This window comes from Streptococcus saliviloxodontae (genome assembly GCF_016908655.1).
GTDB lineage: Bacteria > Bacillota > Bacilli > Lactobacillales > Streptococcaceae > Streptococcus > Streptococcus saliviloxodontae.
This window is the reverse complement of sequence record NZ_JAFBEI010000004.1, coordinates 1-16170: the sequence shown is the minus strand read 5'-3', so window position 1 is coordinate 16170 and position 16170 is coordinate 1. Positions and strand designations below refer to the sequence as shown.

The following is a 16170-nucleotide window of genomic DNA, read 5'->3' as shown; positions in this document are numbered from 1 at the left end:
ATGATTAAATGAGATTAATCTTCACTGATAATGATTTTTTCAGAACTTCCTTCAAAACCACTATTTTTATCTGACATTTTTCTAAGGTAAGCATAGATGTCTTCACGACGTGTACGAAGAATAAAGAGTGCAACAAGGTAAACAACAACTGTAACACCAATCCAGAGTGGGTTACCTGACACCCAAGCAATAAAGATAAGTGCTGTCAATGGGTGAGCCAAAAGGTTAAAACTCATGATAACAGCAACGCCTGCTGGAAGAACAGATCCATACTGCATGACAGCATGAGTATAGATAGGACCAAGGTAGCTAGCTGCGTAAAGACCTAGTGAGAACCAAATCACACCATTTAAAATAGTCTTAAGGATATTTCCTTTCGTAATAGCAACCATCGCTTCTACCATGAATGGAATCGCAATCAAGTCAACCACTGGAAGAGCTCGGTTCCCTGGCAAGACAAGTGAGATAACAACCATGATTGGCACAAGAATCAAACCTGCGATGATTGTTGCAGGTTCACCATAACCAACCCCATCATCAACGGCGATAAACCAACGTTTTTTATCTGCTGCATCAGATTCACTTTCTGATTCTGATTTACGGTTACTTTCAACAGCCGCAGCAAGTGGTGCGAAGGCTTGTGCAAAGACACCAGTGATCAATGGGAAGATTGTCATAACTGCTGCAAGGGCTACTGCAAATCCAAGGATACCACCCCAAGCCTCGATACTTCCAAGTTTTGAAAGACTTCCCAAGATACCAATTAAAAGACCTAGAATGAAACCTAATGTCATTGGTTCACCAAAGATACCAAGTTTTGCTTTAAGTGAATCTGGATTCAATTTTACTTTGTTCAAGCCAAAGAGATTCCAAACAGGGTCCAAAATCAAAGCTGGAACAAGGGTTTCGATATTGTGGATTGAGTTAACTGTGGCATTTTTAACACCGAAGTATTCTGACCAACGGTCTGCAACCACTTCTGATAAGATAAGTGAGTAAAGAAGAACAAACACCATAAAGGCAAATGACAAAGCAAAATTATTCGTCACTTGGTAAGCCAAGGTACCCCAAATCATGTAACCAAAGTTATTCCAAAGGTTAGCAGGTGTAAAGACGCGAGTCACACCAATCAAGAAAAGGATCAATTCAATAACAAGACCAATAACAAAGAATGACAAACCGATAGTTGATGAGAAAGCTGTCAATGAACCTGTCTGCCAACCGATATCAACGATTGGAAGGTTAAGACCAGTTGTATCAACCATTTGTTGAATATAAGTGGTTACCATTGGTGAGAAAGCATTGATAATCCAGCCAAACCCTGTCAAACCAACACCTGCACGAAGGGCACTAAAGAAAGCTTTTTTGGGGCTTACTTTCAAGAAAACACTAACGATAAAAATCATGAATGGCACAACTGTCGCCGCACCAAAAACATCAAAAAAGTTTTTCAAAGCTTCTAGCATACGAATACCTATTTCCTAAAAAGGACCTTACATTAAAAGTTAAGCGTTTACATTTTAATCTTAAAGAGAAGAGATTCCCGATTGATAGGAAATCTCAACCCAAACATCTTATTTATTCACCACATTGACTGGGTTTCCAGCGTAGAATGAGATGATATTTTCAGCTGCTTCTTCTGCTAGAATACGACGGGCTTCAATAGTACCAGTACCCGCATGTGGTGCCATAATCACATTATCAAGAGCACGAAGGGCTTCAGATACCTCTGGTTCAAACTCAAAGACATCAAGACCTGCACCTGCAATTTCACCTGTTTTAAGAGCTTCAACAAGATCTTCTTCAGAAACGATTGGACCACGAGCGGCGTTAATGAGGTAGCTACGGTTTTTCATTTTCTTAAAGACTTCTTTATTGAATTTATGACGTGTTGATGGTAGAGATGGTGCGTGAATTGTGATAACATCAGCTGTCTCTACTAATTCATCGAACTCAACATAAGTAACACCAAGCTCTTTTTCCTTGTCTTCTGGTAGACGGAAGGCATCATGGTAGAGCACTTTCATGCCAAATGCTTGCGCAAAACCTGCCACGGTAGATCCGATACGACCAAATCCGTAGATTCCAAGTGTGGCACCCTCTAACGCTAAACCTTGGTAGCGACGTTCACTAGGATCAATCCAATCACCATTACGAACAATTTTATCATAGAAAGCAAGGCGTTTTGTTGCAGCAAGGAGAAGAGCAAACGTCATCTCAGCTGTAGGAACACGAACAGCTTGTGGAGAATTAGAAACAACGATACCTTTTTCTTTAGCATAATCGATGTCCACATGGTCAAAACCAACGGCATTTAAAGAAATGATTTCTAGGTTTTTACCAGCATCAATCATCTCTTTGTCACCTTTTTGTCCCATCAAGAGCCAGCCATCATATTCTGACAAATGTTCAAGGACATACTCACGTGAAAAAGGTTCACCATCTGAATAAGTGACGTCATATTCAGCCATCAACTTTGTCAAACCTTCTTTAGGTACAATACCTGTTACCAAAATTTTCTTTTTAGCCATTTAAAGCCTCCTTTATTAATTACTTCGTTAACTCATACAATGCGACGTGGTGGCGTCCGTTATTAGCTGAGAAGATATAAGCTCTACCATCTTTTTCAAATGCCAAGCAGTTACTTGACGCTGAATCAGCTTCTACCATAATCGGTTCAATAGATTGACCTTGATAACGATAGAGCATCAAATCAGCTTTACCTGATCGCCAACCAAAGACAAAGACATCATCACCTAAAAGACTTCCTGACCAAATAGCGTGACCAAATGGAGTCGCTTCTGGATGGTGGAAGATTTCCTGACTAAAGTCTTGATTAAAGACGCGAAGCCTATCACCGTGGAAACCTTGAATGATGATATTTTCTTTTTGCCCATCTCCATCCAAATCAACCTGAACAATATCACTTGTTTCCTCGTTAAAAATCAGATCCAATCGCCAATCTCCACTATCAGAATACTCTGGATAAGTCAATTTTAGAATACCCTCGACACCAGTGATGAGAGAATATCCCTCTTCTTTGACGTCGTAGTAACCATGGTTCTTTAATAGACGAAGAGCAAGCTCTCTCAAGTTGAAAAGATTTGATTCTTGATGATTAAACTCACCAACCACAATCTTCCCTTTATCAGACCAGTCTTCAACAAAGGTCTTAGAGTTGGCAATCGTACAACCAACAAAAAGGATGCGACCTGATTTTTCTTGAATCAAATCAAAGCGGTGCAAGTAAGGAAAATCAGTTACCTTTGAGATTTCCCAACTACCGTCACCTTTATAAGTACCTTGAACAATCTGACATTCCTTAGCATCAAAACCAGGATAAAACTTCTGAGTAGCCAAGAAATCAAGACTTCCAGGAATCTGGATGATACTCATCGTTCCACCAACTTGATCCCAGACAGTTGTTCGTTCAAGATCTTTATTCAAATTATAAGCAAAACAAGACTGTTCAACTTCCGATGCAACAAGGAGGAAATCCTCAGCTTCATGTTGTAAACGGGCTACCGAATAGCAAGACTCTAGAGAATCAGATAAGATTTTTTCAAACTTCATACGGACTCCTTCGTGTTAAACGGTTAACTAACTTTCCAAAAAATAGGATGACCTAAACCATAATTTTGTTCTTAGATCATCTGATTTTCCATTGGTTAATCGTTTAACCTTTTCTACACTAATTATTATAGCATCTCGGAATATAAAAAGCAAGCGTTTTCATATTTAAAATTAAGTTTTTTAATATGATTCCCGTTCCACTATTTCATTGACCACTTCAATAATTTCAGGTTCAAACTGAGTCCCCTGATTCTGAAGTTTTTTAATCAACCTCTCAGCAGCCACACAACCAATCTGATAAGAATCTTGACGAATACAAGACACCTTGGGGTTCAGGATATCCATCCATTCCAAATCCTCATAAGATCCCAACCCAAAATCCTTTGGATACGAATAATTAGTTTCCTGAAGCCACTTCATGAAAGCTAACAGAGTAGGACCATTCATCGTGAAAAAGGCTGATTTTTGCTCATTATTTTTGATAATATCCAGGACCTTATCTGGTCCTTTCGGGTCCAAAACGGAGATAAGCTTGTCAGGATCACTACCACAAACAGCTTGAAAACCCTCGTAACGTTTTTGACGTGTTGAAATATTCTTTATTGGATAAGTCACAAAGTAAAAATCTGTATAACCAGATGCACGCATTCTTTGTAAAAATCTTTCTGTTGACGCCTTATTGTCAGAGACCACTGTGTCTATTGTCAATTCCTCTGCTTGCCTATCGACCATAACCATCGTTTGATTGTCTAAGGTTTTGATAAAAGGGTTATTAGCATCAACAGAGTCTAAGATGATACCTGAAATATTCTGTTGATGAAGCCGATTGATATTATCAAGTTCGGTTACTACATCATTGTCCGAATTAGCAAAGTTAACCGAATAACCACTCTGTTTGCAAGTATCATGGACACCTTTGATCACTGAGGAAATAAAGGGATTAGTGATATCCGCAATAACCACTCCTATGGTGTGAGTATCGTTAGTCACTAGACTCTGTGCAATCTTACTGGGGCGATAGCCAGTTGATTCAATAACCCGCTGAATTTTTTCCTTGGTCTCAAGAGACATTTTTTTGTAATTACCATTCAGGTAATAGGATACTGTCGCCTTTGAAACGCCAACTAGCTCAGCAATATCATTTATCGTCACTTTTTTAGCCATATAAACTCCTTTCTTGCCTATTTTTAAAAAGCGCCATTCGCTCAAAAAACTCTATTTCTAGTATAGCATTTTATAGTTATTTCCACAGAATTTTCTAAAAAGATTGATAATATCAAAAAGAACGGTGGTTAGCCGTTCTTTTATTAATTATTATTGTATCAAGTACTTGATAGACTGCTTATCAATACTGAATTAAATTTTAGGAAGGAAGTCTCTAAGGTGCTGTTAAATTGTCGGAGAGTCTAATAATGTCATGTCACCTTTGAGCAATCTCTTAATGAGCGTCACCTTTTTGACCATAGTAAGCATTAGGACCGTGTTTACGCAAGTAATGCTTATCCATGATGTATTTTGGTGCTGGCTCAACACGTGGATTGATTTGTTCAGTGAAACGGTTCATTTTAGCCACTTCTTCAAGAACAACTGAATGGTAAACCGCTTGTGCTGGATCTTTACCCCATGTAAATGGACCATGGTTACGAACAACGATACCTGGAACAGCGATTGGATCCAAGCCACGACGTTCAAACTCTTCAATAATAACTGAACCAGTTTCTTTTTCGTAAGCTGTATTCACTTCATCTGCTGTCAATGAACGTGCACATGGTACTGGACCATAGAAGTAGTCAGCATGTGTCGTACCATAGAAAGGAATATCGCGTCCAGCTTGCGCCCAACCAACAGCTTCTGTTGAGTGTGTGTGAACGATACCACCAACTTCTGGCCATGCTTTATAAAGTTGCACGTGAGTAGGAAGGTCTGATGATGGATTGAGATCTCCCTCTACTACATTTCCATCAAGGTCTGTCACAACCATATTTTCAGGTGTCAACAAGTCATAGTCAACTCCCGAAGGTTTAATGACGATTAAACCTGCTTCACGGTCAACTTCTGACACGTTACCCCATGTAAATTTTACCAAACCGTGAACTGGGAGTGATTTGTTAGCTTCACAAACGCGTTCACGCATTTCTTGCAATGATTTTGCCATATTATCTTAGACCTGCTTTCTCAATAAGTGGATAGAGGAAGTCTTGAGCTTCTTTAATAGCTGCTTTTGTTTCTTCGACTGTCTCACAATTTTCTGACCACATTTCAATTAAGAATGGACCATTATAGTTTGTACGTTTGATAACATCAAACATATTTTCCCAATCAACACATCCTTGACCAAATGGTACATCACGGAACTGACCTTTTGATTCATGTGTTACCGGATAAGTATCTTTCAAGTGAAGGGCTGCAATTGAACGGTGACCAACTACGAATTCACTGTAAATATCATTATGCCATGCTGAAAGATTCCCTGTATCTGGATAAACGAAGAGATATGGAGAATCAATTTCTTTTTCAATAGCGAGATATTTTTCGATTGAGTTGATAAATGGGTCATCCATGATTTCAATTGACAAAATAACTTGTGCTTCTTCTGCCCAAGTACATGCTTGGCGAAGATTTTTAATGAAACGAGCACGTGTTTCTGGAGATTTTTCTTCATAGTACACGTCATAACCAGCCAATTGAATGTTACGAACACCGATGTCTTGAGCAAACTCAATACATTTTTCCATCATATCAAGAGCACGAGCTTCTTTTTCAGGATCATTTGATCCAAGAGGGAAACGGCGGTGACCGCTGAAAGTAATAGTCGGAATACGAACACCTGTTTCAAAGATAGCCTTAACAACTTCAAGGCGCTCTTCCTTAGTCCATTCCAAACGTGCTAATCGCTCATCACTTTCATCAATTGACAGTTCAACAAAGTCAAATCCAAGCTCTTTAGCAAAGTTCAAACGTTCCAACCATGTAAAGTGTTTTGGCGTTGCTTTTTCATAAATACCAATTGGACGTGCCATAGGTCTTACCCCCAAATACGACGGATTTCGTCTTTAAATTCACGAGCTGCTGCTGCTGGATTTTCTGCCTCTGTGATACCACGACCTGCGATAAATGTGAAGACATCAACACCTTCAAAAAGTTTCAATGTATCAACATCTAGACCTCCTGTTACAGAAACACGGAATCCCATTTCAACTAATTTTTTAACCTTATTAAGGTCTTTTTCACCCCAAGTTTCGCCTGCAAGAAGAGCATCACGTGATTGGTGATAGATAGCTTGAGAAATACCAGCATCAAGCCATTGTTGTGCTTGCTCATAAGTCCAATCACCATAAAGTTCTACTTGGATTTCACCTTTGTCGCCATTAACTTCTTGGATAGCTTTAAGGGCTGCTTTCATTGTTGGAATAGTAGCTGAACAGATACATGTCATCCAGTCTGCTCCACGAACAGCATTGTTTTTAGCGATTGTACCACCAGCATCCGCACATTTTGTATCAGCAACGATAATTTTATCTGGGAAAAGGCTACGCAATACTTCAACCAATTCGCTACCTACTTGAAGCAAGCAAACAGTACCAGCTTCGATAACATCAACTTCAGCACCAACTGAAACCGCAGCTGTGATAGCTCCTTTTAAATCTGAGTGATCAAGAGCAACTTGTAAATTTGGAATACGTTTTGTCATTTCTAATACCTCATACTTTCATTATTATCTTTAACTGTATAACAACTATCTCTATTATGATTCTAAATCAAGTCCTTCAAGATATGGGCTATTTTTAGATTCTTCAACCATTGCTAAAACTTCTTCTGGAGTTTTAGCATTTGATAGGCGTTCGATTGAATTTTCTAGTTCGAATAGCGCAATAATTTGCGGAATTGCAACAGATGTATGAATTTTTGAGCTAGTCGCTGCAAGAGCCAAGAGCACTTGAACATCTTTACCATCTGAAAATTGAACTGGTTCTTTTAGAGTAATTAATGAGAAAGCATCACGTTGAACACCTGCTTCAGGACGTGCGTGAGGCATTGCCATACCAGGCATCAAGATATAATAAGGACCATGTTGTTCTGTAGATTCAATGATGGCATGATAGTACTCTTCAGTGACCGCTCCTGACTCAATCAAAGGTTCTACTGAAAGATATACTGCCTCTTTCCAATCTTTAGCAGATAGTCCTAAACGAATTGATTTATTTTCTGTAAAAGCTTGTGTTAAGTTCATAGTAAAATTCCTTTCTCTATACTTGAGTATCGTTAAACAATTTTCCCTAAAGACTGAATGCTTTCAATTTTCTTGAAAGCACCCTAGTCATTTACTTACTAATTACAAAATTGCTTCCAATTTTGTTTTGATTTCGTTGTCATCCATAAGGTTATCAAGACCTACTAGATGACCATTTGTACGACCATCAAGCTCATGAATCAAATGATTTGAAGCAACTACAATATCATATCCTGATGCCAAACCTTTTGCTTCACCTACTGAACATGATGCAGATTCAATATCTGATACACCGAGTTGACGAAGTGCGTTTTCAACTTTCATTTTGATAACCATTGATGAACCCATACCGTTACCACATGCTGTAAGAACTTTAACCATAATTATTTCCTCCGTTTTATGTTTTGTTTAACTATAATCTAACTTTTCTTTTTCAAATGCTATTATTCTTCAGGTTGTAATTGACCTGCATAGTAAGCTTCTTTATCTTTTGCTTTAGCAAATTGAATTTGTGGGATAGCAAGCAAGAAGATGAAGACAAGAGCAAGACCAATATAACCACCGTATTGGAAGATATAGGCAAATGGAACCCAAGGAATGTCGAAGTCGATATTTCCGTGGTAACCACCAAACTGTGCCAAACCAAGAAGTGATACAGCTACTGCTCCAAGAGCTACTTGTAGGACACCTGATAGGAATGAAAGAATAACTGCTGCTTTCCAACCACCACGTTTATCAGCGTAAACGGCGATTGCCGCGTTATCGAAGAATACTGGAACGAAACCAGTGATGATAAGAACTGGGCTACCGAAGACAATCAAGAGAACGATTGTGATCAACTGACCAATCAAACCAGTCGCAAATCCAAATAGTGGAGCAGCTGCAGACCCAAAACCAAATGATGCTGCAACGTCAACCGCTGGGAATGAACCTGGAAGCAATTTAGCTGAGATACCTTGGAAGGCATTCGTTAATTCTGCAACGAACATGCGTACACCTTGCATCAAGATGAAGATATAAACTGAGAAGGTAAATGCTGTTTGAAGAACATACATGAAGAACGCTTGTTTTTCTGGAGCATAAAGTGTTCCCGTTGTGATGACTTTTGGATCTGACATGATGTCTGGACCAAGGACAAATAGAATCGCTCCGAAGAAGAAGAGCATCAATGTTGCTGAAGCAACAACTGTATCGTGGAAGATGTTAAGGAAACCTGGTAGTTTTAAGTTATCAAGGTTTTCTTCTTTTTTACCAAATTTAGGAGCAACTTTATCAACAAACCAAATAGCAAACTGTTGTTGGTGACCAATGGCAAATCCACCACCACCTGTCAAACGTTGCGTCGCCTCAACAGTCATATTTGAGCTAACTGCCCAGTAAGTACCGCATAGGAGACCGATAATAATTGTTCCTAGACCACCAAGATTTTTGAAAGCTGGAATAGTTACTAAAAGAATAAGGGCAACTGTTGCAGCTTGTTGAACCATGATGTGTCCTGTAATAAATAAGGTACGAATCTTAGTTACTTTACGAAACGCTACAAGTAGGATATTGAAGAAGAATCCGACCAAGAGTGCTGTTGCAGCTGCTGCCGCAAATGATGGCCACTCCGCTTCAATTTTAGTGTTGGCTGCTGTCAAACCAAAGTAAGGGTCGATAACTGCGGCACCGATATTGAACTTAGTGTTCAAGGCTGCCAAGATTGGACGGAAAGTGGTAACCAAACCACCTGCACCGACATCCAAAATCATATACCCTACGGTTGCTTTGATGAATCCTGCAAATATGTCTTGTGGTTTTTTCTTAAGCAGGATGTAACCAATTAATACAATCAAACCTACAAAGAATGCTGGTTTTTGTAGAATGTTCTGTGAGAAAAACTGTAAGATTCCCATCTTTTTTCTCCTCCTTTGTTTTCTTTACACTCTTATTATAGTTTTGAAAGCGTTTTTATAAAAGACCAACCTTTACACACTTTTGTGTTCAAAACTGTACTGAAACTCTCAATATAAAAAAAGCCGAGATAGGCTCGACTTTAATTGGTTATTTATGATTACAGCTTTTTAACCTCTCAAGATTAAGAAACTATCGTCATCAAAAGGGGAATGACAACTACTGTAAAAAGTGTCGTCTCAGTAACCATAACAGCTGCATAGTCACTATCTGCCCCATACAACTTGGCAACTACTGGTGCATTAGTCATTACTGGCATAGCAGACTGGAGGATAAAAACTTTTTTCATTAAATCTGGTAAATCTGTCACAGATAAAATCAAAACCATAAAAAGAGGAGATATCACAAATCGCCCTAATAAGATCAACAAATTATCCTTTTGAAATCTCATCTGGCTAAATCCTGCTTTAGACACCGATAAACCAATAAAAAGCATCGACAGTGGAATCGTTAGGTTACCCAAGTAGGTCAAATCACTAACTAAAAAGCCTGGTAATTTGATGTTTAATAGAACGAGTAACAAACCTAAGAGAAATCCTAAAAGCGGTGGCGAAAAAATCTTAGTAATACTATCTTTTATACTAAACTGAACCGTCTGATTTCCATCTCTCTGAATAAGATAAGTACCAATTGTCCAGAAGAATGTCGTATTACACATGTAGTATATGAGGACATAAGGGATACTCTCATCTCCAAAAATCGCTTGATTGATAGGGAGACCAACAAAAACAGTATTGGAGTTAAAGAACATCGAAACAAAGAGTCCACGATGACTTTTATCCACAGCAAATAGCTGCGCTATTACCATGGCTAAGGCTAACAAGAGTAACATTGATACTGCAGGAAAACGAAGATTAGGAATCATGCGAAGGAGTTCCTGCGCTGTAAAACGCTCGGTGATGGTATGTACCATATAGCAAGGCAAAGCAACCTGAGTCACCAGACGAGCTATCAAATGAGAAGACTTATCATCAAACCACCCTTTCTCCGCTAAAGCGTAGCCAAGTAACACCATGATTAAGATAATTACTATTCCTGATAAGCTATTAAAGAAAACCTGCACTCCAATCCCAACTTTCTACATATAATAATAACAGTATAGCACAAAAAAGAATTACTTAATGCCTTTCTTAAATAGCGACTGATCAAATGCTCTCTTTTCCAGACTAATAGCTTCCCAAAAACCATCCCCTTCATATCTAGGAATAAAATGCTGGTGAAAATGCGTTCCTTCATCCATTAGGTTACCGTTATTGATAGCCATCGTTACGCCCTTGAGCGGCTCTTTTTCGAGATGATCCAGTAGCTTTTCTTGACAACATAACAAATCATATCTTTCTTCTATGCTTAATTCCTGAAAAGCCATACGGTGTGCTTTTGAAATTAATAAGAGATGCCCTTCTTGAATGGGATCAATATCCCAAATCGCATAAAAATAATCTGACTCATAAAGGTTATCCTCGTGGGACAAGTCACAAAAAATACAGGACATATCGACTCCTTAGTACAAAAAGAAAGGCTAGAACAAAAGTCCTAACCCCTTAATTTTTTCAGTTAAACATTGGTTGGGAGTGAGACAGTATGGGAATGGACTGTTTCAGGTCGGCAACTAAAAATTAAGACTTGCCGACAAAATCGAATCCCTTCATTAACTTTCTAAAAACATCTCTCAAATGGTTTTACTGCCCCACTCTCTTCCACCATTTCCTATTAAATATTTGCCCAAACAGACTCTAAAATATTAGTTTGGTCACGATCTGGGCCGACTGAGAAGGTTGAAATACGAACGCCAACCAATTCACCGACACGGCGAACATAGTTGCGAGCATTTTCTGGAAGATCTTCTAGGCTACGCACACCTGTAATATCCTCTTCCCAACCTGGTAGTTCTTCGTAAATTGGTTTACAACGTTTGAGCTGCTCCAAACTTGCTGGGTAGTGATCAATACGCTCACCATCAAGGTCATAAGCCACACAAATCTTAACCGTATCAAGTCCTGAAAGAACATCAATCGAGTTAAGGGAAAGGTTTGTGATTCCAGATGCGCGACGGCTATGACGCATAACCACTGAATCAAACCAACCAACACGACGTGGACGTCCAGTTGTTGTTCCATATTCGTGACCAATTTCACGGATACGCTCTCCCACTTCGTCAAAAAGCTCTGTTGGGAATGGACCATCACCAACGCGACTGGTATAAGCCTTACATACACCAACAACCTTGTTGATTTTAGATGGTCCAACACCTGAACCAATGGTCACACCACCTGCGACTGGGTTTGATGACGTTACAAATGGATAAGTTCCTTGGTCAATATCGAGCATGACACCTTGAGCACCTTCAAAGAGAACACGTTTTCCAGCATCTAAGGCATCGTTCAAGATAACAGACGTATCTGTTACATATTTCTTGATTTGTTGACCATACTCGTAGTATTCTTCAAAAATCTCATCAAATTCAATAGCAGTGTCATCGTAGAGTTTAGTGAATTGACGGTTCTTTTCTTCTAGGTTGATACGAAGACGTTCTGCAAAGATGTCTTTATCTAAAAGATCGGCGATACGGATACCAACACGTGCAGCCTTGTCCATGTAAGCTGGACCGATCCCTTTATTTGTCGTTCCAATCTTATTATCACCCTTGGAAGCCTCTTGCAGTTGGTCAAGTTTGATGTGATATGGCAAAATCACATGGGCACGATCTGAGATACGAAGACTGTCTGTTGAGACACCTTCTTCATGAAGGTAAGCTAACTCTTTAACCAAAGATTTAGGGTTAACAACTACACCGTTACCAATCACTGAAATTTTTTCTGGGAAGAAAATACCTGATGGAATAAGGTGAAGTTTAAATTTTTTACCATCAATTACGATTGTGTGTCCTGCATTATCCCCACCTTGGTAGCGAGCAATGACTTCTGCATCCTGACTGAGGAAGTCTGTAATCTTACCTTTTCCTTCGTCACCCCATTGGGTTCCAACAACTACTACTGATGTCATAATTAAGATACCAAGAATGCTCCCACTCACCTACTCATGAGTCTGTCAAGCATTCAAATCCTTTCAGAATATCACTGGGCAGGAATCTCACCTGCTGGTTTATCTTACACTCTATTATATCAAAATAACAGACGTTTTTTCAATAAAAAGACAATATTAAGCAAATAGGTCTATCAGCAGATTGCAAATTATATTATTATAACTAAAATACGAACATTATTCAGTTATCGTTCGGTTATTTGCTTGTTTTCTAAAAATTCCGAATCTTCGTAGCAGAAAATTGATTTTTGAAAACGATTTATCTAGAATAACATATAAGAAGAAATCTAATAAACCTGTTCATTTATTTTAATGAACTTAGCCTTATCCAGTTAGAAAGGAATCCTATGCACTTAAATCGTATTCTTCAAGAGTCTCCACAGACCCTACCTATCCTTCAAGCCACATTTGGTTTGGAACGTGAGAGCCTACGTATCTCCCAAACCACTGGACGTGTCTCTCAGCATCCACACCCTAAAACTTTGGGATCACGTAGCTTCCACCCCTACATTCAGACGGATTACAGTGAGCCGCAGATTGAGCTTATCACACCTATTGCCCAATCTACCAAGGAAGCCTTACGATTTTTAGGTGCTATTACTGATGTTGCTGAGCGATCACTAGACGATGATGACTACCTCTGGCCCCTGTCTATGCCTCCTCGAATCGAGGAAGATGACATTACTATCGCCCAACTTGAAAGCCAGTTTGAATGTGATTACCGCCAACATTTAGCAGATGTTTACGGCAAAAAACTCCAGTCCATGAGTGGTATTCACTTTAATATGGAGCTGGGAAAGGACGTGGTTGCTAGCCTTTTTGAAACCAGCCATTACAGGAGTCTCGTGGACTTTAAAAATGACCTTCACCTCAAGCTAGCTCAAAACTTTTTGCGTTATAAGTTCTTCTTGACCTATCTTTTTGGGGCAAGCCCAATTGCAGAGCAAGGATTTTTTGACGAAGAGGTGACAGAACCTGTCCGCTCACTAAGAAATAGTAGCCACGGCTATGTCAATCACGAAGACATCAAGGTTTCCTATCAAACGCTGGAACAATACATCTCAGACATCGAAGGCTATGTCGCTTCTGGTCAATTGATTGCAGAAAAAGAGTTCTACTCCGCTGTTCGTCTGCGTGGTAGCAAACGTAACCGCGACTACCTTGAAAAAGGCGTTAGCTACCTAGAGTTCCGTTGCTTTGACATCAATCCTTTTGACAACCGTGGCATTACACAAGAAACCTTGGATATCATCCACCTCTTTGCTCTCAGTCTCCTTTGGATTGACAAGGTTGAGGACGTTGATAAGGCGATACAATTTGGTAAAGACATCAACGAAGCTGTTGCTAGGTCTCATCCTTTGGAAAAACTCCCACAAGAAGCTCCAATCAATGATGTCCTAACGGCTCTGCATCAACTGGCTCAGCATTTCCAGCTCAATGACTACTACCTAAATTTAATTGACAAGGTGAAAGCTGCTGTCGCTGATCCTAGCCTGACCATCGGTGGACAACTCTTCCAAGAAATTCATGAAAGGTCTCTTGAAAGTTTTGGTCGTAAGCAGGGTCAAGCCTATAAAGATTATGCTTGGACAGCCCACTATGCCCTCAAGGGGTATGAGACTATGGAGCTATCAACCCAAATGCTCCTCTTTGATGTGATTCAAAAGGGGGTTAACTTCCAGATTTTAGATGAGAGTGACCAATTCCTCAAGCTATGGCACGGTGAGCATATCGAGTATATCAAGAATGGCAACATGACCTCTAAAGACAACTACATCATTCCTCTCGCCATGGCAAATAAGGTGGTTACCAAGAAAATCCTGGCTCAAGCGGGATTCCCTGTGCCAGCAGGTGATGAATTTGATGATAAGGAAGCCGCACTTGCTTACTATCCTCTCATCCAGAACAAACCTATCGTCGTCAAACCTAAATCCACTAATTTTGGACTAGGCATCTCTATCTTCCAAGAGGCAGCCAGTCTGGAAGACTATGAGAAAGCTCTCGATATTGCTTTCAAGGAAGATAGCAGCCTTTTGGTTGAGGAATTTGTCGCTGGAACAGAGTATCGCTTCTTTGTTCTTGACGGCAAATGTGAAGCCGTTCTCCTGCGTGTCGCAGCCAATGTTGTTGGAGACGGCAAACACACCATTGCTGAATTGGTTGACCTCAAAAACCAAAACCCTCTGCGTGGACGTGACCACCGTTCTCCACTTGAAATCATTAATCTGGGTGATATCGAATTGCTCATGCTAGACCAACAAGGCTTTACACCAGAAACTGTCCTTGATCAAGGTCAAAAGGCAGATTTGCGTGGCAATTCTAACATTTCAACTGGTGGTGACTCCATCGACGTGACTGAAAAAATGCACCCATCTTACAAGGAACTTGCAGCAGACATGGCAACTGCTATGGGAGCTTGGGCTTGTGGAGTTGACCTAATCATTCCAGATGCTAGCCAACCTTCTAGCAAGGACAAGCCAAATGGCACCTGCATCGAACTCAATTTCAACCCTTCAATGTACATGCACACCTACTGCCACGAAGGCCCTGGACAAGCCATCACACCAAAAATTTTAGCCAAGTTATTTCCAGAAATAAGAGACTAATAACCTGTCCATAATTCCACTCATGACAAATACAAAACCATTCATGACATTATGGGTGGTTTTTGTCTTTTTTCTTGTAGAATAAACCTTGTCAATAACAAGTAAATACAGAAAAGGAAAACCAATAATGAATCTACTTAGCTTAGTTTTCAAATCCGTCTTTAAAAGACGAGATGTCTATATCCTCTTAGCTTTCAGCCTCCTACCACTTTTAGTTGGTCCCTTATCAGATGTTCAAGAAGGTAAACAAGCAGGTAGCTTTACCTCTAGTGCAGTGGCTTATTTTAATTCTGGTATCGAGACACAGTTTCAACTTGTTCTGCCAAGTTTGATATTGGGCTTTATCGTTTCATCTGTCTTTCACGATGAGATTAGATCAGGTATCATGTTCCTCTACAAGGATATCAAACGCTCAACCATCTTTAATGCCAAACTACTCAGTCTCTTTGCTGTCTATGGCATCTACTTAGGTTTGAGTTGTATCGTTAGTATCCTAGCTTACTACCTTGTCATTCTGCCTAAATTTGGTGGGGATGCTCATTTCTTAGCGGTAGCTGGTACTGGTCAAGCTGTCTTTCTGCAGCTTCTATCAAATATAGCTATTCACCTCATCCTTATTACTCTAATTGCTGCTATTTCTATCAAAAAATCAACCTTACCTGCTGTCTTGCACGACAAACGCATGAGATACTCCATTTCATTTTCTGAACGACAGAACCTTTTTTGACCTAAAGTAGTCGGCTTAGATATTTGTCAAAGGATAAA

At 39.7% G+C, this 16170-nt stretch carries 15 protein-coding genes; 2 read left to right on the top strand and 13 right to left on the bottom strand.

The annotated features are described in order from the left end of the window. Positions 1 to 14 precede the first annotated feature (14 nt). The 13 genes from JOC31_RS01335 to JOC31_RS01275 all read right to left on the bottom strand — a co-directional run bounded on the left by JOC31_RS01335 (position 15) and on the right by JOC31_RS01275 (position 12760). Positions 15 to 1466: a PTS transporter subunit IIC gene (locus JOC31_RS01335; RefSeq protein ID WP_205016427.1), complete on the bottom strand. Its 1452-nt coding sequence runs from the start codon at positions 1464 to 1466 to the stop codon at positions 15 to 17. Between the two features lie 108 nt (positions 1467 to 1574). After that, positions 1575 to 2531, bottom strand: a complete 957-nt coding sequence (locus tag JOC31_RS01330; RefSeq protein WP_205016426.1) for an NAD(P)-dependent oxidoreductase — start codon at positions 2529 to 2531, stop codon at positions 1575 to 1577. A gap of 19 nt (positions 2532 to 2550) precedes the next feature. Beyond that, positions 2551 to 3573 (bottom strand): hypothetical protein, encoded by a 1023-nt coding sequence (locus tag JOC31_RS01325; protein WP_205016425.1) that lies wholly within the window; start codon positions 3571 to 3573, stop codon positions 2551 to 2553. A 180-nt stretch (positions 3574 to 3753) separates the two neighbouring features. Next, positions 3754 to 4737, bottom strand: a complete 984-nt coding sequence (locus JOC31_RS01320) for a LacI family DNA-binding transcriptional regulator (protein ID WP_205016424.1) — start codon at positions 4735 to 4737, stop codon at positions 3754 to 3756. 274 nt (positions 4738 to 5011) lie between these two features. Beyond that, positions 5012 to 5728: an L-ribulose-5-phosphate 4-epimerase gene (locus tag JOC31_RS01315; RefSeq protein ID WP_205010149.1), complete on the bottom strand. Its 717-nt coding sequence runs from the start codon at positions 5726 to 5728 to the stop codon at positions 5012 to 5014. A gap of 1 nt (position 5729) precedes the next feature. Next, the gene (locus JOC31_RS01310) at positions 5730 to 6593 is read right to left on the bottom strand and encodes an L-ribulose-5-phosphate 3-epimerase (RefSeq protein WP_205016423.1); all 864 of its coding nucleotides are present in this window, start codon (positions 6591 to 6593) and stop codon (positions 5730 to 5732) included. A 5-nt stretch (positions 6594 to 6598) separates the two neighbouring features. Further along, positions 6599 to 7264, bottom strand: coding sequence for a 3-keto-L-gulonate-6-phosphate decarboxylase UlaD (locus tag JOC31_RS01305; RefSeq protein WP_205016422.1), 666 nt, complete (start codon positions 7262 to 7264; stop codon positions 6599 to 6601). 54 nt (positions 7265 to 7318) lie between these two features. Then, positions 7319 to 7804, bottom strand: coding sequence for a PTS sugar transporter subunit IIA (locus JOC31_RS01300; RefSeq protein WP_205016421.1), 486 nt, complete (start codon positions 7802 to 7804; stop codon positions 7319 to 7321). A 102-nt stretch (positions 7805 to 7906) separates the two neighbouring features. Beyond that, positions 7907 to 8185 (bottom strand): PTS sugar transporter subunit IIB, encoded by a 279-nt coding sequence (locus JOC31_RS01295; protein ID WP_205016420.1) that lies wholly within the window; start codon positions 8183 to 8185, stop codon positions 7907 to 7909. A gap of 62 nt (positions 8186 to 8247) precedes the next feature. Further along, entirely contained in the window at positions 8248 to 9699 is a 1452-nt protein-coding gene (locus JOC31_RS01290) for a PTS ascorbate transporter subunit IIC (RefSeq protein ID WP_205016419.1), read from the bottom strand. A 182-nt stretch (positions 9700 to 9881) separates the two neighbouring features. After that, positions 9882 to 10820 carry an AEC family transporter gene (locus JOC31_RS01285; protein ID WP_205016418.1) on the bottom strand — a complete coding sequence of 313 codons (939 nt, stop codon included), beginning with the start codon at positions 10818 to 10820 and terminating at the stop codon, positions 9882 to 9884. A gap of 51 nt (positions 10821 to 10871) precedes the next feature. Beyond that, positions 10872 to 11249: an HIT family protein gene (locus JOC31_RS01280; protein ID WP_205016417.1), complete on the bottom strand. Its 378-nt coding sequence runs from the start codon at positions 11247 to 11249 to the stop codon at positions 10872 to 10874. A 218-nt stretch (positions 11250 to 11467) separates the two neighbouring features. Continuing rightward, on the bottom strand, positions 11468 to 12760 hold the full coding sequence (locus tag JOC31_RS01275) for an adenylosuccinate synthase (RefSeq protein WP_205016416.1): 1293 nt from the start codon (positions 12758 to 12760) through the stop codon (positions 11468 to 11470). 386 nt (positions 12761 to 13146) lie between these two features. Here JOC31_RS01275 and gshAB point away from each other — a divergent pair, with 386 nt between their 5' ends. Together gshAB and JOC31_RS01265 are read left to right on the top strand one after the other, a co-directional pair. Further along, a complete protein-coding gene (gene gshAB / locus JOC31_RS01270) occupies positions 13147 to 15405 on the top strand; it encodes a bifunctional glutamate--cysteine ligase GshA/glutathione synthetase GshB (RefSeq protein ID WP_205016415.1) in 2259 nt (752 codons plus the stop codon). A gap of 127 nt (positions 15406 to 15532) precedes the next feature. Further along, a complete protein-coding gene (locus tag JOC31_RS01265; RefSeq protein WP_205016414.1) occupies positions 15533 to 16132 on the top strand; it encodes a hypothetical protein in 600 nt (199 codons plus the stop codon). Positions 16133 to 16170: the final 38 nt, after the last annotated feature.